This window comes from Variovorax paradoxus (assembly GCF_029919115.1).
In the GTDB taxonomy this organism is placed as follows: domain Bacteria; phylum Pseudomonadota; class Gammaproteobacteria; order Burkholderiales; family Burkholderiaceae_C; genus Variovorax; species Variovorax paradoxus_O.
This window is the reverse complement of sequence record NZ_CP123990.1, coordinates 3,873,064-3,890,999: the sequence shown is the minus strand read 5'-3', so window position 1 is coordinate 3,890,999 and position 17,936 is coordinate 3,873,064. Positions and strand designations below refer to the sequence as shown.

At 68.0% G+C, this 17,936-nt stretch carries 15 protein-coding genes and 1 pseudogene; 10 read left to right on the top strand and 6 right to left on the bottom strand.

What is annotated here, in order from left to right; genetic code table 11:
* Positions 1-4 precede the first annotated feature (4 nt).
* Positions 5-2,895: pseudogene (locus QHG62_RS18745) on the top strand (DUF4118 domain-containing protein).
* A 4-nt stretch (positions 2,896-2,899) separates the two neighbouring features.
* The gene (kdpE, locus tag QHG62_RS18740; RefSeq protein WP_281147035.1) at positions 2,900-3,598 is read left to right on the top strand and encodes a two-component system response regulator KdpE; all 699 of its coding nucleotides are present in this window, start codon (positions 2,900-2,902) and stop codon (positions 3,596-3,598) included.
* Positions 3,599-3,609: 11 nt separating this feature from the next.
* Here kdpE and QHG62_RS18735 read toward each other — a convergent pair whose 3' ends face one another.
* From QHG62_RS18735 to QHG62_RS18720, 4 genes are all read right to left on the bottom strand, one after another.
* Positions 3,610-4,740 (bottom strand): zinc-binding dehydrogenase, encoded by a 1,131-nt coding sequence (locus tag QHG62_RS18735; RefSeq protein WP_281147034.1) that lies wholly within the window; start codon positions 4,738-4,740, stop codon positions 3,610-3,612.
* A gap of 100 nt (positions 4,741-4,840) precedes the next feature.
* Positions 4,841-5,410, bottom strand: coding sequence for a dual specificity protein phosphatase family protein (locus tag QHG62_RS18730; RefSeq protein ID WP_432445543.1), 570 nt, complete (start codon positions 5,408-5,410; stop codon positions 4,841-4,843).
* Positions 5,411-5,412: 2 nt separating this feature from the next.
* Positions 5,413-5,904: a hypothetical protein gene (locus QHG62_RS18725; RefSeq protein ID WP_281147032.1), complete on the bottom strand. Its 492-nt coding sequence runs from the start codon at positions 5,902-5,904 to the stop codon at positions 5,413-5,415.
* Entirely contained in the window at positions 5,901-7,040 is a 1,140-nt protein-coding gene (locus QHG62_RS18720; protein ID WP_281147031.1) for an MGDG synthase family glycosyltransferase, read from the bottom strand. The genes QHG62_RS18725 and QHG62_RS18720 overlap by 4 nt, the downstream gene beginning before the upstream one ends.
* Positions 7,041-7,134: 94 nt before the next feature.
* On the opposite strand from QHG62_RS18720, the gene QHG62_RS18715 reads away from it, so the two are divergent.
* The 5 genes from QHG62_RS18715 to QHG62_RS18695 all read left to right on the top strand — a co-directional run bounded on the left by QHG62_RS18715 (position 7,135) and on the right by QHG62_RS18695 (position 11,706).
* Positions 7,135-7,959, top strand: a complete 825-nt coding sequence (locus QHG62_RS18715; RefSeq protein ID WP_281147030.1) for a pseudouridine synthase — start codon at positions 7,135-7,137, stop codon at positions 7,957-7,959.
* A gap of 10 nt (positions 7,960-7,969) precedes the next feature.
* Positions 7,970-9,076: a winged helix DNA-binding domain-containing protein gene (locus QHG62_RS18710; RefSeq protein WP_281147029.1), complete on the top strand. Its 1,107-nt coding sequence runs from the start codon at positions 7,970-7,972 to the stop codon at positions 9,074-9,076.
* A gap of 128 nt (positions 9,077-9,204) precedes the next feature.
* The gene (locus QHG62_RS18705) at positions 9,205-9,861 is read left to right on the top strand and encodes a response regulator (RefSeq protein WP_281147028.1); all 657 of its coding nucleotides are present in this window, start codon (positions 9,205-9,207) and stop codon (positions 9,859-9,861) included.
* Entirely contained in the window at positions 9,858-11,255 is a 1,398-nt protein-coding gene (locus QHG62_RS18700) for a sensor histidine kinase (protein WP_281147027.1), read from the top strand. The genes QHG62_RS18705 and QHG62_RS18700 overlap by 4 nt, the downstream gene beginning before the upstream one ends.
* Positions 11,256-11,367: 112 nt before the next feature.
* Positions 11,368-11,706, top strand: a complete 339-nt coding sequence (locus QHG62_RS18695; protein WP_281147026.1) for a hypothetical protein — start codon at positions 11,368-11,370, stop codon at positions 11,704-11,706.
* An 8-nt stretch (positions 11,707-11,714) separates the two neighbouring features.
* On the opposite strand, the gene aqpZ is transcribed toward QHG62_RS18695, so the two are convergent.
* Both aqpZ and QHG62_RS18685 read right to left on the bottom strand, forming a co-directional pair.
* Entirely contained in the window at positions 11,715-12,419 is a 705-nt protein-coding gene (aqpZ, locus tag QHG62_RS18690) for an aquaporin Z (RefSeq protein ID WP_281147025.1), read from the bottom strand.
* Positions 12,420-12,593: 174 nt separating this feature from the next.
* Entirely contained in the window at positions 12,594-13,604 is a 1,011-nt protein-coding gene (locus QHG62_RS18685; protein WP_281147024.1) for a zinc-dependent alcohol dehydrogenase family protein, read from the bottom strand.
* A 100-nt stretch (positions 13,605-13,704) separates the two neighbouring features.
* Between QHG62_RS18685 and QHG62_RS18680 the strand changes: the two genes are divergently transcribed.
* From QHG62_RS18680 to htpG, 3 genes are all read left to right on the top strand, one after another.
* Positions 13,705-14,622, top strand: a complete 918-nt coding sequence (locus tag QHG62_RS18680) for a LysR family transcriptional regulator (RefSeq protein WP_281147023.1) — start codon at positions 13,705-13,707, stop codon at positions 14,620-14,622.
* 65 nt (positions 14,623-14,687) lie between these two features.
* Entirely contained in the window at positions 14,688-15,728 is a 1,041-nt protein-coding gene (locus tag QHG62_RS18675) for an ABC transporter substrate-binding protein (RefSeq protein ID WP_281147022.1), read from the top strand.
* A 156-nt stretch (positions 15,729-15,884) separates the two neighbouring features.
* The gene (gene htpG, locus QHG62_RS18670) at positions 15,885-17,921 is read left to right on the top strand and encodes a molecular chaperone HtpG (RefSeq protein ID WP_281147021.1); all 2,037 of its coding nucleotides are present in this window, start codon (positions 15,885-15,887) and stop codon (positions 17,919-17,921) included.
* Positions 17,922-17,936: the final 15 nt, after the last annotated feature.

Sequence of the window (17,936 nt, the reverse complement as noted above, 5' to 3'; positions counted from 1 at the left end):
TTCCATGCTCGACACCCGCCCCGACCCCGACGCCCTGCTTGCGCAACTGCGCAACGACGAGGCGCGTGCGCAACGGGGCAAGCTGCGCATCTATTTCGGCGCCAGCGCAGGCGTGGGAAAGACCTGGGCCATGCTCAGCGCCGCGCAACGCGAGCGCACCGCGGGGCGCGACGTGCTCATCGGCGTGGTCGAAACGCATGGCCGCAGCGAAACCGCCGCGCTGCTCGCGGGGCTCGACACCCTGCCGCAGCGCGAACTGGACTACCGCGGCCGCACGCTGGCCGAGTTCGACCTGGACGCGGCCCTCGCGCGCAAGCCGGCGGTGCTGCTGGTCGACGAGCTGGCCCACACCAATGCGCCGGGATCGCGCCACGCCAAGCGCTGGCAGGACGTGCAGGAGTTGCTGGCCGCGGGCATCGAGGTGTGGTCTGCGCTCAACGTGCAGCACCTGGAGAGCCTCAACGGCACCGTCGGCGCGATCACCGGTGGTGTGGTCTGCGCTCAACGTGCAGCACCTGGAGAGCCTCAACGGCACCGTCGGCGCGATCACCGGTGTGCGCGTGCACGAGACGGTGCCCGACACCGTGCTCGACGAGGCGGACGAGGTGGTGCTGGTCGATGTCACGCCCGACGAACTCACGGCGCGGCTCGCGGCCGGCAAGGTGTACCTGCCGCAGCAAGCGGAGCGCGCCGCGCAGAATTTCTTTCGCAAGGGCAACCTGATCGCTCTGCGCGAGATTGCGCTGCGCCGCACGGCGGAGCACGTGGAAGACGATGTGCGCGGCTGGCGGGTCGAGCAGTCCGGCGCGGCCGGCCGCAACGGAAAAGATGGAAATGGCGGCGCGCTGCAGGCCTGGAACACTTCGGGCGCGATCCTCGCGTGCGTCGGTCCGCATGAAGGCGCGGCACAGACGGTGCGCACCGCGGCACGGCTCGCGGGCCAGCTCAACGTGCGCTGGCATGCGGCCTATGTCGAGACGCCGCGGCTGCAGCGCCTGGCCGCCGAAGAGCGCGACCGCATCCTTGCGGTGCTCAAGCTCGCCGAGGAACTGGGCGCGGCCACCGCGGTGCTCACGGGCTCCGATGTGGCCGAGCAACTCTCCGAGCAGGCCCGCAGGCTGAACTGCGCCACGCTGGTGCACGGGCTCCGATGTGGCCGAGCAACTCTCCGAGCAGGCCCGCAGGCTGAACTGCGCCACGCTGGTGATGGGGCGCTCGGAGCCCGCGAGCGGATGGCGCCGCTGGTGGCCCGCCGCGGCGGTGCCGCTGCCGCGCGCACTGGCGCAGCATGCACCCGCTCTCGACATCCTGGAGGTCGGCCGCGTCGACAGCGCGCGCCGCCTCGCACGCACGCCGCTCAACACGCCGCGTGCCGACGAAGGAGATCACGAAAAAGCGCCCATCCACTGGCCCGGTTACGCCTGGGCCACGGCCACCAGCGTGGCGCTCACGCTGGCCTGCACGCCGCTGGCCGGCGTGCTCGAACTCGCGAACATCGTGATGCTGTTCCTGCTGGGCGTGGTCGGCGTCGCAATGCGCTTCGGGCGAGGGCCTTCGGCGCTGGCAGCGCTGCTCAACGTCGCGGCCTTCGACTATTTCTTCGTGCCGCCGCAGCTTTCTTTTGCGGTGAGCGACGTGCAGTACGTGCTGACCTTCGCGATCATGCTGGGCGTCGGCCTGCTGGTGGGGCAGCTCACGGCCGGCCTGCGCTTTGCGGCCGGTATATCGACCAGCCGCGAACGGCGCGCGCGCTCGCTGTTCGAGCTCACGCGCGAACTCTCTGCGGCGCTGGAGAGCACGCAGGTCGTCACGCTCGGTGCCGCCGCCGTGCAGGGCCACTTCGGGGGCCATGCGCTGGTGCTGGTGACGGACTCGGCCGACCAGCTTGTGCTGCCGAAGGAGCCGCCCGGGGGCTTCGATGCGCAGGTGGCCGACTGGGCCTTTCGCCACGGCCAGCCTGCAGGCCTTGCGACCGCCACGCTGGCGGCACAGCCGTGGCACTACGTGCCGCTGCAGGCGCCGATGCGCGTGCGCGGCGTGCTGGCGCTGTCGCCCGCGCAGCCGCGCTGGCTGCTCATTCCGGAGCAGGCGCAGCAGCTCGACACGCTGGCGCGGCAGATCGCGATTGCACTGGAGCGCGTGCACTATGTAGAGGTGGCGCAGCAGGCCGTGGTCGAGATGGAGTCGGAGCGTTTGCGCAATGCCTTGCTCGGCGCGATCTCGCACGACGTGCGCACGCCGCTCACCGCGTTGATCGCGCTGGCCGAATCGCTGCAGACGCTGCCGCCTGAAGAACACGGCAGCGCGGCGCGCGCCATCGTCGCGCAGGCGCACGAGTTGCATGCGCTGGTCAACAACCTGCTGGACATGGCGCGGCTCGAAAGCGGCATTGCGGGCGGTGCGGTGAACCTGCGGCGCGACTGGCAATCGGTCGAGGAAGTCGTGGGCTCCTCGATCCGCGCGGCGCGCACGTCGCTGGGCGACACCGTCGTGCAGACCGCGCTCGCTGCGGACCTGCCGCTGGTCGAATTCGATGCGGTGCTGATCGAGCGCGTGCTCGTCAACCTGCTGGAGAACGCCACCAAATACGGCGCGCCGCCCATCGTCGTGGGCGCGCGTGCCGAGCCCGGCACGCTGGTGCTCACGGTGCGCGACCACGGCCCCGGCCTGCCCGCCGCGCTGCTGGGCCGCGAGCAGAAGCTGTTCGACAAGTTCACGCGCGGCGAGGCCGAATCGGCCACGCCCGGCGTCGGGCTGGGCCTTGCGATCTGCCGCGCGGTGGTGAGCGCGCACGGCGGTGAGATCACGGCGGCCAATGCGCTGGGCGGCGGTGCAGAATTCACTGTTACCCTGCCGCGCCGCGAGCCGCCCGAATCGGCGGAAGCGCAACTCTGAAGCCATGCCATCCCCCACCGCCATCGTGATCGAAGACGAGCCGCAGATCCGCCGCTTTGTGCGCGGCGCGCTGGAGGCCGAAGGCTGGGTGGTGCACGAGGCCGGCACGCTGCGCGATGGGCTGGCTGCGGCCGGCACGCGTCAGCCCGACCTGCTGGTGCTCGACCTCGGCCTGCCTGATGGCGACGGCGTTTCGTTGATTCGCGATGTGCGGGGCTGGTCTGCCGTGCCGATCATCGTGCTGTCTGCCCGCTCCGACGAGGCCGACAAGATCGCCGCGCTCGATGCGGGCGCCGACGACTACCTGACCAAGCCCTTCGGCACCGGTGAGCTTCTGGCGCGCGTGCGCGCCAATCTGCGCCGCCCGCGCGCGGCGGGCGGTAGCGACGAACCGGCCGAAGCGGTCTTCCGCTTCGGCGAGATCGAGCTGGACCGCGCCGCGCGTATCGTGCGCCGCGCCGGCGCCGAGGTGCACCTGACGCCAACCGAGTACCGATTGCTTTCAGTGCTCGTCGCGAACGCCGGCCGCGTGCTCACGCAGCGCCAGCTGCTGCGCGAAGTGTGGGGCCCGTCGCACACGGACCAGAGCCATTACCTGCGCATCTACATGGGGCATCTGCGGCAGAAGCTGGAGGTGGACCCGGCGCAGCCGCGGCATTTGCTGACGGAGACTGCGGTGGGGTATCGGTTGGTGGTTGGCTGAGCAAGAAGAGATCAGGCCACCACACCCTTGTTCGGATTCAACAAGAACTTCTCCCCCGTCGCCTGCTTGCCATACACCCCGATGGCATCCAATTGCAGCGCCTCGAGCAAAGAGACTTCGCGCGTGTAGCGGCTCGCAAACGTCGTCTTCAATTCGGCAACCACCCGCGCCTTCAAACGCTGCACACCTTCATCACCCAGCTTCTGCAAGAACGGAAACAGCAGCCACCCGCCCATGCCCCACGCCATGCCGAAGTTGCGCACAAACTCCGTCGGCGAGCGGTCGAGGCCGCCATAGATGTAGACCTGCTTGTGCGTGGTCGAGCCGTAGCGGCTGTATTCCTTCGCGGTGCGGTTCAGCGCCGCTTCCATGCAACCGAGGATCTGCCCCGCGAGCTTGCCGCCGCCGGTGGCGTCGAAGGCGAGCGTGGCGCCTGTTTCGACCAGGGCTTGCGTCAGGTCTTCAAGAAAGCTGGGCGAGCTCGCGTTGCACACATACTTCGCGCCGATGCTGCGCAGCAGCGCCTCCTGCTCGGGCTTGCGCACGATGTTGACCAGGTCGATGCCGTCCTTCTGGCAGATCTTGTTGAGCATCTGGCCCAGGTTGGAAGCCGCGGCCGTGTGCACCAGCGCCTTGTGGCCTTCGCGGCGCATCGTCTCGACCATGCCGAGCGACGTGAGCGGGTTCACGAAGCACGATGCGCCTTCGGCCGGCGCGGTGCCCGCGGGCAGTTCGAGGCACTGGGCCGCCGCCACGGCGCGGTACTGCGAATACATGGCGCCGCCGATTGCGGCCACCGTCTTGCCGAGCAGCGCCTGCGCCGCGGCCGACGAGCCGGCCTTCACCACCACGCCGGCGCCTTCGTTGCCTACGGGCATCGACTGGTCCAGCCGCCCGGCCATCATGGGCATGCCGCGCTCTGGCACGGTGGCCGTCACGACGGGCCGCTCCGGCGTGCCGGAGACCTTGGCGGTGCTCATGTCGGCCGCGCCGAACAGCAGGCCCAGGTCCGAGGGGTTCATGGGCGACGCCTCGACGCGGATCACCACTTCGTGCGCCTGCGGTTCGGGCACCGGTTCGTCGTGCAGCGAGAGTTCGAGTTCGCCGTTCGCGCGGATGAGAGAGCGCAGTTGCAGTGCCATGAAGAGCCCCTTGCGACCCTGGAGAAGGGTCTGTTCGAAGGTGGCCCCAGGGCCACGGGGCGGCCAGTATAGGAGCGGCCCGCGAAGTCTGCAGGCGCCTTCAGGACACCACGGGAATCAGCGGCGCGTGGTCCAGCGCATGGCGCATCTTCTCCGGATCGAGCCGGTCGATGTAGCGCGGAATGTTGCGCCACAGCGTGTGATAGCCGTAGCCGCCGCGCAGCATCTCGAGGCGCGCGCTCTCCTTGTCCCAGCCCTGCACCGCCATGCGATAGACCGCCGCCACCACGCCGGTGCGGTCTGCGCCGTGCATGCAGTGGATCAGCACCGGGCCCTGCTTTTCGGCCTCTCGTATGGCCACCAGCGCGCGCAGCACCTTGGTGTCGTCGATGGACCAGGTGTTGATCGGCACGCGCACCAGCCGGATGCCGCTGCCCGCGAACACCTTCCGGTCGTCGTTGAACGAGCGCAGGCTCACGATGGTGCGAATGCCCAGGGCCTTCAGCGCCGCCACATTGGCGATGCGCGGCTGCGCGCTGCGGTACAGCGTGGGCGTGATGCGGTGCAGGTTTTCGACCTGGAGCGTGTCGAGCGGATCGGCCCAGTGCCCGGGGCGCGGCACGGCGTGCGCTGCGGCGTCGTCGCGGTCTTTGCGTTTTGCCCGCTTCATGCTCATTTCGCGCGCCGCCAGTGCCGGGTCACCAGGATCAGCAAGGCCACCGCCAGACCGCCCCAGTAGTCGACCGGCGCGCCCCAGACCCAGTGCTTGTGCCAGAACGCATCGACCGGATTGAAGCGCGCCCAGCCGAAGGCCGGGTTGATGATGAACCACAGGAAGTCTTCGCAGACCCAGAAGACGATCAAGCCCGCAACGGCCAGGCCCACGTCGCGCCACGTCCAGCGGCCGTTGAAGGCCAAGGGCGCAAAGAACACCAGCGCCATGAAGGTGAAGACCCAGGCGTGATAGCCCGTCATCGCGCGGCCGCCCCAGAAAATGTCGAGCCAGATGTTGTTCTCGATGCGCCAGGTGGGCAGCGACGTGGCCCAGCCCGCACCGCCTTCGATCTGGATCTCGGCATTCGCAAAGAAGAAGGCCATCACCACCACCCAGGCCAGGTAGCCGATGGTGCGGGACACGCCCGTTTTTTCGGTGGCGCCGGTCATGCGGCTTCACCCAATACGCGCTGCAGCACCGCGGCCGCCGCACGCGGCTTGCCGAGCGCGCGGCTGCGGCGGGCCATGTCGGCCAGCTTGGCGGGGTCGGCCATCAGGCGCGCCACCTTGTAGTCGAGGCCGATCGCGTCGTAGGCGAGCCAGGCCGCGCCTTCTTCCATCAGAAAGCCGGCGTTGTGCTCTTCCTGCCCCGGAATCGGCGATATCAGCAGCATCGGCTTGCCGAGCGCGAGGCATTCCGACACCGTGAGTCCGCCGGGCTTGGTCACCACCAGGTCGGCTGCGGCCATGAGCTTGTGCATTTCGTTCGTGAAGCCGATGGCCACCACGCGGCCGGGGTGGCGCGCGGCCACCGCCTGCAGCCTGGTGTACGCCTCGGCGTTGCGGCCCGCCACGGCAATGACCTGGAAGCCGCTGTCCCCGCCCAGCGAAAGCACGCGTTCCACCATGCTCGGCAGGTCGCCGACACCCGCACCGCCCGAGGCCATCAGCAGCACAGGCCGCGCGGGGTCGAGGCCGAGCGCCGCGGCGCAGGCATCGCGCGCGAGGGCCGGTGCATCGGGCTCGGAGAAAGCCGGCATCACCGGAATGCCCGTCACATGGATGCGTTCGGCCGGAATGCCGCGCGCCCGCAGCCTGAAGGCCACTTCTTCCGTCGCGGCCAGGTAGCCCGCCATGCCCGGCACCAGCCACATGTTGTGCAGGTCGTAGTCGGTGATCTGCAGCCACACCGGAAAGTCGATGCGTCGGCGGTTGCGCTCGCGCATCAGCAGCTCGGCCGGCAGAAAGTGGGTGCAGATCACGGCATTGGGCTTCTCGCGGCGTATCTCGCGCACCAGGGCGCCGGTGCTCAGCCGCTCGATGCCGCGGCGCAGCCGCTGCGAGGGCGCGTGGTGCGGCGTGGCGTCGGCGCGCTGGTGCAGGTAAGACCAAAGCTCCGGTGCGCGGTTCACGAGCTGGATGTACCAGTCGGTGTACACCTTCCGAAAACCGCCGGCCACATGGGCCATGGCATCGATGTGGACCGCCGTGTGCGGCGGGGCCGATTGCATGGCGGCTTCGAGGGCTTGCGCTGCGCGCACATGGCCGTTGCCGGCGCTCACACTGAGGATCAGGATTTTTGTCATTCGGGTCCGGGGCCGTCGGCTGGCCATTGGCGCGCATTATCCCCATGCAATGCGACACATCCCGCCGACACCGACCATGGGCGAAAATGCGGGCATGACTGACGCTCCCGCCGCACCTGTACGCCTCAACAAACGCATGGCCGAGCTGGGCCTCTGCTCGCGCCGCGAGGCCGACGAGTGGATCGCCAACGGCTGGGTGAAGGTGAACGGCAAGCCGGCCGAAATGGGCGTGAAGGTCACGCCGTCCGACCGCATCGAGGTGGACAAGGCCGCCAAGGGCCAGCAGGCGAACCAGGTCACCATCCTGATCAACAAGCCCATCGGCTACGTGAGCGGCCAGGCCGAGGACGGCCACGAGCCGGCGGTGACGCTCTTCACGCCGCAGAACCGCTGGGCCGAAGACAACGCGCGCTTCTTCTTCAGCCCGCAGCAGCTGCGCGGCCTTGCGCCGTGCGGCCGGCTCGACATCGATTCGATCGGCCTCCTGGTCATGACGCAGGACGGGCGCGTCGCGCGCCAGCTGATCGGCGAAGACTCGGTGATGGAGAAGGAATACCTGGTGCGCGTGGCCTACCACGGCCTGGGCCAGCCCGCGCCCACCGGGCAGCTGGTGCGCATGGACGACGACGATCCCGTCACGACCAACGTGCAGGCGGTTTTTCCGCCCGCCATGCTCGCCAAGCTGCGCCACGGCCTGAGCCTGGACGGCCAGCCGCTCAAGCCGGCGCGCGTCGAATGGCAGAACCCCGAGCAACTGCGCTTTGTGCTCACCGAGGGCAAGAAACGCCAGATCCGCCGCATGTGCGAGCTGGTCGGCCTGAAGGTGGTGGGCCTGAAGCGCGTGCGGATCGGCAAGGTGATGCTCGGCAACCTGCCCGTGGGGCAGTGGCGCTACCTCGGCCCGCACGAGAAGTTCTGAGCCTTCGCCGATGGCCGCGGTCTTGAGCCGGCGCGCATTGAACCGGGCCACCTTGGCGCGGCAGATGCTGCTGGAGCGGCGCAAGGCGACCGTCACGCAGGCCATCGAAAGACTGGCGGGCCTGCAGGCGCAGGCGCCCAACCCGCCTTACATCGGCTTGTGGAGCCGCCTCGAAGGCTTTCGGCGCGAACAGCTGACCGAGGCGCTGAAGAAGCGGCGCATCGTGCGCATGTCGACGATGCGCGCGACCTTGCACCTGATGGCCGCAACGGACGCGCTGGCCTGGCGGCCGCCGCTCGAGCCAGTGCATCAGCGCGGATTGCGGGGCAGCAGCCACGCGCGGGCCCTCGAAGGCATCGACCACCCGGCCGTGGTGAAGGCCGGGTTGGCGTTGCTGCGCGAAGGCCCGCTTGCCAGTGCCGAGCTCGGGCAGGCGCTGGCGCTGCAATGGAAAGACCGCGAGCCCGCTTCGCTCGCAGCACTCATCCGCAACAGCGTGCCGCTGGTGCACCTGCCACCCGCGGGCAGCTGGAACTCGCACCAGAGCGCACAGCTGCAACCCATTGCAGAGTGGCTCGGCGAATCCGCCGCCGACGTGGCGCCCGCCACGCAGGACGACCTGCTGCTGCGCTACCTGGCGGCCTTCGGCCCCGCCACGCTCGCCGATGCGGGTGCATGGTCGGGCCTCACGGGCTGGAAGGCCGTGGCCGAGCGCCTGCGGCCGCAACTGCGCGTGTTCACCGGCGAACAGGGCCAGGAGCTGTTCGACCTGCCCCGCGCGCCCCGGCCCGAACCCGACACGCCTGCGCCGCCGCGCCTGGTCGCCGAATGGGACAACCTGCTGCTCTCGCATGCCGACCGCAGCCGCGTGATGAGCGACGAGCACCGCGCCCGGGTGTTCACCGTGAATGGCATCGTGCGCGGCACGGTGCTGCTCGACGGATTCGTCGCGGGCACCTGGAAGATCGAGCGTGCGAAGAACACCGCCACGGTGGTGCTGGAGCCCTTCACGCGCTGGTCGAAGGCCGACCGGCTCGGCGCGCAGGAAGAGGCCATGCGGCTGCTTGCGTTTGCAGCAGACGGGGAAGGCGAACGGCACGACGTCCGCGTGCTGTGAGCTTTTTACCCGCGCGGCGTTGACAGGTCCTAAGCCTCGCCTAAGACTCCGCCCCTAGGCTGCGCCACGGCGCAGGGCACTGCCGGTCGTCCCGATCGCGTGCTACTGCCGCCCAAGGAGTCGACGCGATGCGTGTACTGCTGGTGGAAGACGACGAGATGATCGGGCGCAGCCTGAAGCAGGCGCTCGAGGGCGCGGGCTGGTCGGCCGACTGGGTGCGCGACGGCGAACTGGCGCAAAGCGCGCTCGGCGACGGCGGCTACACCTGCGTGCTGCTCGACCTGGGCCTGCCCCGCCAGGACGGCACCGAGGTGCTGCGGCGCGCACGCGAACGCGGCGACGCCACGCCGGTGCTGGTGCTCACCGCGCGCGACGGGCTGGACGACCGCATCCACAGCCTCGACCTTGGCGCGGACGACTACCTGCGCAAGCCCTTCGAATTCCGCGAGCTGCTCGCGCGCATGCGGGCGGTGGTGCGAAGGCGCGACGGCGCTGCGCATTCGCTGATCGGCGGCAATGCGATGCAGCTGGACCTGACCACGCGCGAGGTGGTGATCCACGGCGAGCGCGAGGCGTTGACGGCCAGGGAATTTGCGCTGCTGCATGCATTGCTCGAGCGGCCCGGCGCCATCCTCTCGCGCGAGCAGCTCGAGAACCGCATCTACGGCTGGGGCGAAGAAGTGACCAGCAACGCCATCGACGTGCTGATCCACGGCATGCGCCGCAAGCTCGGTGCGGAGTCGATCCGCAACGTGCGCGGGCTGGGGTGGCGCGTCGTCGCATGAGCGCAATGCCGGGCCGCTTGTGGCGTCCGCGCTCGCTGCGCTCGCAGCTGCTGTTCTGGCTCATCACGCTGCACGTGGCGGCTGCGGCGCTCACGGCATGGTTCACCTTCGTCGCGTATGGCGACCTGGTGCACAACGCACTCGACGAGCAGATGCGGCTCGTGGCCGACTCCCATGCGGGCACCGATCCGCCCCGCACGCCGCGCCCGCTCGACGGCGAAGCTGCGTTGGCACGCGGCGCCTTCGTGGTGCAGATATGGAGTGCCGACGGCCGCACGCTGCTTGCGAGTTCGTGGCCGCCGCTGGCCGCGGTGCCTCTGCAATCGCGACCGGGCTTCAGCGATGCGAGCACCGGCGCGCACACGCATTCGCGCTGGCGCGTGTTCACCGCCGACCCCGGACCGCGCGCCGACCAGCCGCGCGTGCAGGTGCTGCAGAACGAGGACTACCGCCGGCGCCGTGCGCTGCGCCGCGCGCTGCTCGAAGGCCTGCCCATCGCGCTGCTGCTGCCGCTGGCCTTGCTGATCCTGTGGCTCATTGTGTCGGCGGCCTCGCGGTCGCTCCGGGCGGTGGCGCGCGACGTGGCCTCGCAGGACGAGCGCAGCCTCACCGATCTTTCGCTGGCGCGTGTGCCGGACGAGATCGCGCCGCTGGTACAGGCTTTCAATCACCTGCTCTCGCGCGTGCGCAATGCCTTTGCCACGCAGCGCCGCTTCGTGCAGGACGCAGCCCACGAGCTGCGCACGCCCATGGCCGCCATCGGCCTGCAGATCGAGAACTTGCGCGCGCACGTTCCCGACGGGGAGGCGGCCGAGCGCTTCAACCAGCTCGAAGCCGGCGTCACGCGCGCGCAGCACCTGATCGAACAGCTGCTGAGCCTCTCGCGGCAAGACGCGCCGGGCCGCCCCGTTCCGGGCGAGCCGGTCGACATCGAAGCCCTGTTGCGTGAAAGCGTGAGCCAGCTGATGGTGTTGGCCGACGCGCGGCGTGTGGACATCGGCTTCGAAGGATCGGTTGCGCCCGTGGTGCACGCACCGGCCGCCGAGTTGCGCAGCGTGTTCGACAACCTGATCGACAACGCGCTGCGTTATGCGCCCGAAGGCGGCGTGGTCGATGTGCGGCTGCACGAAGCCGATGATCATGCGGTGGTCGATGTGCTGGACAACGGGCCGGGCATTCCCGGTCCGTCGATCGGCCGTGTGTTCGACCGCTTCTTTCGCGTGCCGGGCGCCCCGGCGGGCGGCAGCGGGCTCGGGCTGGCCATTGCGCGCACGGCGGCCGAGCGGCACGGCTTGCGCATCGAACTGTGCAACCGCGCTGAAACGGAAGGGGGTGGTTCAGGACTGATGGCGCGGGTTCATCTTCCGCCGCCAAAGTCGCTCATCCAGGGCTAATTCACCGCTCACGGCCAGCTCAGTCCGGCTGCCTAGAGTGCGTTCAGGCCCTGCCACGCGCAGTTCGCGCGCTGGCGGGTGGCCGGAGACAACGCCATCAGGAGCACACACCATGCGCACTTCCTTCAAGCTTCTTGCCCTTGGTTCCTTTGCCGCGTTTGCGGCGCTGGGTGCCGTTCATGCGTCAGCCGAGACGACCGACGGCTCGGACTACCATCCGTTGCAGATGAATTCGCCCGAAAACCCCGAGGTGCAGGCGGGTGCGATGGCTGCCGCGCGGCCCAGCGGCACCGAGTCCATCGGCCAGTCGACCAGCGCACCGGCCATGAACTCGACCATTTCGGTATCCGATGTGGAGGCCGGCGCCTACGCGGCCTCGCATGCGAGCGGGACCGAATCGATCGGCCAGTCGACCTCGTTGCCGCTGGTGCAGTCGGCCAGCGGCAGCTGAGTCGAGGCTCAGTCGTCGTTGTTGCCGAGGAGCGCGCGGTAGATCACCGCGCCGATGATCGCGCCCACGATGGGTGCGAGCCAGAACAGCCACAGTTCCGACACCGCGTAGGACGGGCCGAACAGCGCCGGGCCCGTGCTGCGCGCCGGATTGACCGAGGTGTTGGTCACCGGAATGGAGATCAGGTGAATCAGCGTGAGGCACAGGCCGATGGCCAGGCCCGCAAAGCCGCCGGCTGCGCGCTTGGCGGTGGAGCCGAGGATCACGATCAGGAACACGGCGGTCAGCACCACTTCGCACACCAGCGCGGCGGTCATGCCGTACTTGCCGGGCGAGTGCTCGCCGAAGCCATTGGTCGCAAAGCCGCCGATGTCGGCACCGGGCTTGCCGGTGGCAATCAGGTAGAGCACGCCGGCCGCCGCAATGGCGCCCAGCACTTGCGCAACGATGTAGCCCGCGAGCTGCGAAGCCTTGAAGCGGCCCGCGGCCGCGAGGCCGATCGAGACGGCGGGGTTGAAGTGGCCGCCCGAGATGGGGCCGAGTGCATAGGCGCCGGTCACCACCGTGAGGCCGAACGCCAGCGAGACGCCCAGAAAGCCGATGCCAAGGCCCGGAAAGGCTGCAGCAAGAACAGCGCTACCGCAGCCGCCGAGCGTGAGCCAAAAAGTACCTATGAACTCGGCCGACCACTTTTTGTAGGTGCTATGTTCCATGTCGTTCCATCCTGAAGTTGAGAAAAAAGTGCGTGGCCCAGCCAAGACGCGGCCGGATTCTAGGAATGGAAATCACATGGGCGCAGCAGGTTGTTTGCGCCTAACGGAACCTGTTCACAAATCGGCGATCTTTCGTTCCTCACAGGCGCGATGCGCGTGAAATATTGAAGCCCGTCAGAGCGTGACAACGATCTTTCCGAAGGCGCCGCGCGCCAGGTGGCCGAGGGCATCCGGCACTGCATCGAAGTCGTAGCGCGCGGCAATCACGGGCTTGAGCGCGTTCACATCGACGGCACGCACCAGGTCTTCGAGCGCACGCCGATGGCCCACGCCAATGCCCTGCACCGTGATGCGGCCGAGCACCATGGCGTAGAACGAAGCGCTCAGCGTTTCGCCGCCGAGCATGCCGATGATCGACACGCGCGCGCCTTGCGCAGCCGCCTGCAGCGAGTGGTCGAGGTTCGGCCCGCTCGAGAGTTCGAGCACATGATCGGCACCGCGGCCTTGGGTGAGGCGGCGCACTTCGGCGGGCCAGTCGCTGTCGCGCATCAGCACGTGGGTGGCGCCGAGTGCAAGCGTCTGTGCGCGCTTGTCTTCGCTGCCCGAGACCACGATGGTGCGCGCGCCATGCAGCCGCGCAATCTGCAAACCGAACAGCGCCACGCCGCCTGTGCCGTGGATCAGTACCGTTTGCCCCGGGCGCAACGCACCTGTCTCGGCCAGCGCGAACCATGCGGTGAGGCCGGCACAGGGGAGCGTGCTCGCTTCGGCGAAGTCCAGCGTGGCCGGCGCGGGCACGGCCCAGGCGGCGTCGAGGAGAACGTGCGAAGCCAGCATGCCCGGTCCGGGCCCGCCGGCCAGCACCGCATCGGCGTGCCACCGGCCGTCGATCCATCCGCCCCAGAAGGTGTTGACGACGTGGTCGCCAACGGCAAACCGTCGCACATCGGTGCCCGCGGCCACCACGGTGCCGGCCATGTCGGAGCCGGGCGTGAAAGGCATGTCGAACTTCATGCCCATGCCGTCACGAACCATCAACAGGTCGCGGTAGTTGAGCGACACCGCGCCCACCCGCACGAGGATCTGGCCAGGACCCGGCATGGGGAGCGGCTGCTCGACCTGTTCGAGGTGCTCAGTGCCAAAAGAAGAGAGTTGCCAGCGGCGAAGCGCTTGAGGTTCCTGCATGAAAAAACTCCACGTAAACAAGAGAGCTGTTCATGCTATTGGTGAGTTGATCTATCCAGTGGTGGATAATTTTCCACTTCATGGCGCCTAAAAATCTCCAATGAGCCAACGTCTGCAAGGCATCGAAGAATTTGTCGCCGCGGCAGAGGCGGGCAGCTTTGCGCTCGCGGCGCAGCGGCTGCATGTCACGCGGTCGGCAGTTGCCAAGAGCATCGCGCGGCTCGAGGCGCGGCTGGGTACGCGGCTTTTTCTGCGCACCACGCGCAGCCAGAGCCTCACCGAAGAAGGCCACGCCTATTACGAACGCTGCCGCCGCGCACTGGCGGAGCTCGACGAGGCGCAAGCCGTGGCCGAAGCTGCGCGCAGCACCGCAACGGGTCTGGTGCGCCTCAGCATGCCCGCGATGCTCGGGCGGCTGAAGGTCGGGCCTCTGCTGCTCGCACTCGCGCGCCGGCACCCGGGGCTTTCGCTGGAGCTTTCATTCAACGACCGGCGCGTCGACTTGGTCGAAGAGGGCCTCGACCTCGCGATTCGCAGCGGCGAGTTGCCCGACACCGCCGACCTGGTCGCACGGCCGGTCGGCGTGCAGTGGATGGCCCTGTGCGCGGCGCCGGCGTACCTGGCCGCACGCGGGCGCCCGGCGAACGTGGCCGAACTCGGTGCTTCGTCGTCGCACGAGGCGGTGTTCTATGCCCGCGACGGGCAGATCTCGCCGTGGCGCTTTCACGATGCCGAAGGCCGCCTCGTCGAAGTGACCCTGCCTTCGCGGCTGCGCTGCGACAGTGCCGAGGTGCTGCTCGAAGCCGCCATTGGCGGCATGGGACTGGCGCGGCTGCCGGCCTGGCTCGCCGCCGAAGCGCTGGCGGCAGGAACACTGGTGCGCGTGTTCGAGGAGCCGCGGCCTTTCGGCTTCGAGCTCAACGTCATCCGTTCGAGCAGCCGCTATCTGCCGTACAAGACGCGGGTGGTGATCGACTGGCTTGCGGAGCATCTGCCGGCCCTGCTGGCACCCCGCTGAGTGGCTTTGCCCGCTATCCTGCGGCCTTGTCGTTGCCCATATTCCAATTACTTGCCGGAGAACGCATGCGCCCCTTTGCCATCAGAAACATCGCGGCCCCTGCCGCCGTTGCGGGCGTGCTGGCCTTGTTCTCGGCAGGCGCCTCCGCGCAGGGCGCGGTGAACGCGCTCTGCAGCACCGACGCGAGCTGGTGCGAAGCGGCCGCCGCCGCTTTCACGCGGGAGACAGGCATCAAGGTGCAGCAGGCGCACAAGGGCACCGGCGAAATCGGCGCCCAGCTGCGCGCCGAGGCAGCCAACCCCAAGACCGACATCTGGTGGGGCGGCACGGGCGATCCGTTCTTGCAGGCAGCCGAGCAGGGCCTGCTGGAGCCCTACCGCCCGGCCTACATCAACGACCTGCACGATTGGGCGGTGCGCCAGTACGCGATGTCGCAGAACATGGTGGGCGGCTTCTACACCAGCGCCATCGGCTTCGGCTTCAACACCGACCTGCTCAAGAAAAAGAAGCTGGGCGAGCCCAAGTGCTGGGCCGACCTCATCAAGCCCGAGTACAGGGGCGAGATCGAAATTTCGCACCCCGCCTCCAGCGGCACGGCCTACACCATCATTGCCGGCCTGGTGCAGCAGATGGGCGAGGACGCGGCCTTCGAGTACCTGAAAAAGCTGCACCGCAACGTGACCAGCTACACCCGCAGCGGCCAGGCGCAGGCGCCCAACGTGGCCAAGGGCGAGGTGGCCATCGGCGTGAGCTTCATCTTCGGGTTCGAGCGCTGGCGGTACGACAAATTTCCGGTCAAGACCGCCGCGCCCTGCGAAGGCACGGGCTACGAGGTGGGCGGCATTGCGCTGGTCAAGGGCGCGCGCAACAAGGAGAATGCAAAGCGCTATTACGACTGGCTCATGAGCCCGGCCGGCCAGGCGATCGGCGGGCAGGCCGGAAGCCTGCAGTCACCGGCCAACAAGACCTTCAAGCCCGACGCTCGCATTCCGTCGATGAACGACGTGAAACTCATCAAGTACGACTTCGAGAAATACGGCAAGGCCGCCGAGCGAAAGCGGCTGATCGACCGCTGGACCCGCGAAGTGGAATCCCAGGCCCGGTAGTAAGCCCGGCCGGGGCTCCGCGCCGCCGCAATTGCTGCAGGAAATGCGGCCTATTGTTTTTTGGGGCACCAGCCCCAACTCGCAGAGTTGGCGAGTCGGACGTGCGGTCAACGCACCCGGCTTAGAATTTTTTGGTTTCGATATTTCTTCTTTCCCATGGCTGATTCTTCCAATACGAAACTACCGTTCCAGGCTGAAGTCGCGCAATTGCTGCATCTCGTCACGCATGCGCTGTACTCCAACAAGGAAATCTTCCTGCGCGAGCTGATCTCGAACGCATCGGACGCCTGCGACAAGCTGCGCTTCGAGGCCATCGACCACCCCGAGCTGTACGAAGACCAGCCCAACCTGGACGTGCGCCTTTCGTTCGACAAGGCCGCGCGCACCATCACCATCACCGACAAGGGCATCGGCCTGTCGCGCCAGGAAGCCATCGACAACCTCGGCACCATCGCAAAAAGTGGTACCAAGGATTTCATGAGCAAGCTCAGCGGCGACCAGAAGGCCGATGCGCAACTCATCGGCCAGTTTGGCGTGGGCTTCTACTCGGGCTTCATCGTGGCCGACAAGATCACGGTCGAATCGCGCCGGGCCGGCCTGCCGCCCGAACAGGGCGTGCGCTGGGTGAGCGGCGGCGCGGGCGACTTCGAGGTGGCGGACATCACGCGCGCCGAGCGCGGCACCAGCATCACGCTGCACCTGCGCGAAGACGCCGACGAATATCTCAACGCCTGGAAGCTCAAGCAGATCGTCGGCAAGTATTCCGACCACATCTCGCTGCCCATCCTCATGGAAAAAGAGGAGTGGAAAGACGGCGAGAACGACCAGCCCGGCGACATGGTCAAGACCGGCGAGTGGGAAACGGTCAACAAGGCCAACGCCCTGTGGAGCCGCAACAAGAAGGACATCACGCCCGACCAGTACGAAGAGTTCTACAAGACCATCAGCCACGACTACGAGGCGCCGCTCGCCTGGAGCCACAACCGCGTGGAGGGCAGCACCGAATACACGCAGCTGCTCTACATCCCTTCCAAGGCGCCGTTCGACCTGTGGAACCGCGACAAGAGCGCGGGCGTCAAGCTGTATGTGAAGCGCGTCTTCATCATGGACGACGCCGAGGCGCTGCTGCCGAGCTACCTGCGCTTCGTGAAGGGCGTGATCGACTCGTCCGACCTGCCGCTCAACGTGAGCCGCGAACTGCTGCAGGAAAGCCGCGACGTGAAGGCCATTCGCGAGGGCAGCACCAAGCGCGTGCTGGGCATGCTCGAAGACTTGGCCAAGAAGCAGAAGACCGGGCCGGAAAGCGGCGAGGGCAAGATCGACGTGGGCTCCGGCGAATCGGTGCCCGCACCCGAGCCGACCGAGGCGGTAACCGACGTGGTCGACAAGAACGCGCCCACGGCCGCCGAAACCGCCGCTGCCGCGGCAGACGAATCGGGCAAGTACGCCAAGTTCTATGCCGAGTTTGGCGCCGTGCTGAAAGAAGGCCTGGGCGAAGACTTCGGCAACCGGGACCGCATTGCCAAGCTGCTGCGCTTTGCCTCGACCACGAGCGACACCGTGAGCGTGAGCTTTGCCGACTACAAGGCGCGCATGAAGGAAGGGCAGGACGCGATCTACTACATCACGGCCGACACGCTCGCCGCCGCCAGGAACAGCCCGCAGCTCGAGGTCTTCAAGAAGAAGGGCATCGAGGTGCTGCTCATGACCGACCGCGTGGACGAGTGGGCGCTCAACTACCTGACCGAGTTCGACGGCACCCCGCTGCAGAGCGTGGCCAAGGGCGCGGTCGATCTTGGCAAGCTGCAGGACGAGGCCGAGAAGAAGGCCGCCGAAGAGGCCGCCGAATCGTTCAAGCCGCTGCTCGAGAAGCTCAAGGAAGCACTCAAGGACAAGGCCGGCGATGTGCGCGTGACCACGCGCCTGGTCGATTCGCCCGCCTGCCTGGTGGTGCAGGACGGCGGCATGAGCACGCAGCTTGCGCGCATGCTCAAGCAGGCCGGCCAGCCCGCACCCGACCTGAAGCCCGTGCTCGAAGTCAACGCCGAGCACGCGCTGGTGAAGAAGCTCGACGGCTCGGAGCACTTCGACGATCTGGCAAACATTCTTTTCGACCAGGCGCTGCTGGCCGAAGGCGGCCTGCCGGCCGATCCCGCGGCCTACGTGAGGCGCGTGAACGCGCTGCTGGTGTGAACGCCCGGCCGCGCA

Excerpts from the sequence above, each read along its gene's own strand:
- kdpE (WP_281147035.1), top strand. The coding sequence starts at position 2,900 with ATGCCATCCCCCACCGCCATCGTGATCGAAGACGAGCCGCAGATCCGC.
- QHG62_RS18675 (WP_281147022.1), top strand. The coding sequence starts at position 14,688 with ATGCGCCCCTTTGCCATCAGAAACATCGCGGCCCCTGCCGCCGTTGCG.
- QHG62_RS18680 (WP_281147023.1), top strand. The coding sequence starts at position 13,705 with ATGAGCCAACGTCTGCAAGGCATCGAAGAATTTGTCGCCGCGGCAGAG.
- QHG62_RS18735 (WP_281147034.1), bottom strand. The coding sequence starts at position 4,740 with ATGGCACTGCAACTGCGCTCTCTCATCCGCGCGAACGGCGAACTCGAA.
- aqpZ (WP_281147025.1), bottom strand. The coding sequence starts at position 12,419 with ATGGAACATAGCACCTACAAAAAGTGGTCGGCCGAGTTCATAGGTACT.
- QHG62_RS18730 (WP_432445543.1), bottom strand. The coding sequence starts at position 5,410 with ATGAAGCGGGCAAAACGCAAAGACCGCGACGACGCCGCAGCGCACGCC.
- QHG62_RS18685 (WP_281147024.1), bottom strand. The coding sequence starts at position 13,604 with ATGCAGGAACCTCAAGCGCTTCGCCGCTGGCAACTCTCTTCTTTTGGC.
- QHG62_RS18720 (WP_281147031.1), bottom strand. The coding sequence starts at position 7,040 with ATGACAAAAATCCTGATCCTCAGTGTGAGCGCCGGCAACGGCCATGTG.
- QHG62_RS18695 (WP_281147026.1), top strand. The coding sequence starts at position 11,368 with ATGCGCACTTCCTTCAAGCTTCTTGCCCTTGGTTCCTTTGCCGCGTTT.
- QHG62_RS18710 (WP_281147029.1), top strand. The coding sequence starts at position 7,970 with ATGGCCGCGGTCTTGAGCCGGCGCGCATTGAACCGGGCCACCTTGGCG.
- QHG62_RS18705 (WP_281147028.1), top strand. The coding sequence starts at position 9,205 with ATGCGTGTACTGCTGGTGGAAGACGACGAGATGATCGGGCGCAGCCTG.
- QHG62_RS18725 (WP_281147032.1), bottom strand. The coding sequence starts at position 5,904 with ATGACCGGCGCCACCGAAAAAACGGGCGTGTCCCGCACCATCGGCTAC.
- QHG62_RS18700 (WP_281147027.1), top strand. The coding sequence starts at position 9,858 with ATGAGCGCAATGCCGGGCCGCTTGTGGCGTCCGCGCTCGCTGCGCTCG.
- QHG62_RS18715 (WP_281147030.1), top strand. The coding sequence starts at position 7,135 with ATGACTGACGCTCCCGCCGCACCTGTACGCCTCAACAAACGCATGGCC.
- htpG (WP_281147021.1), top strand. The coding sequence starts at position 15,885 with ATGGCTGATTCTTCCAATACGAAACTACCGTTCCAGGCTGAAGTCGCG.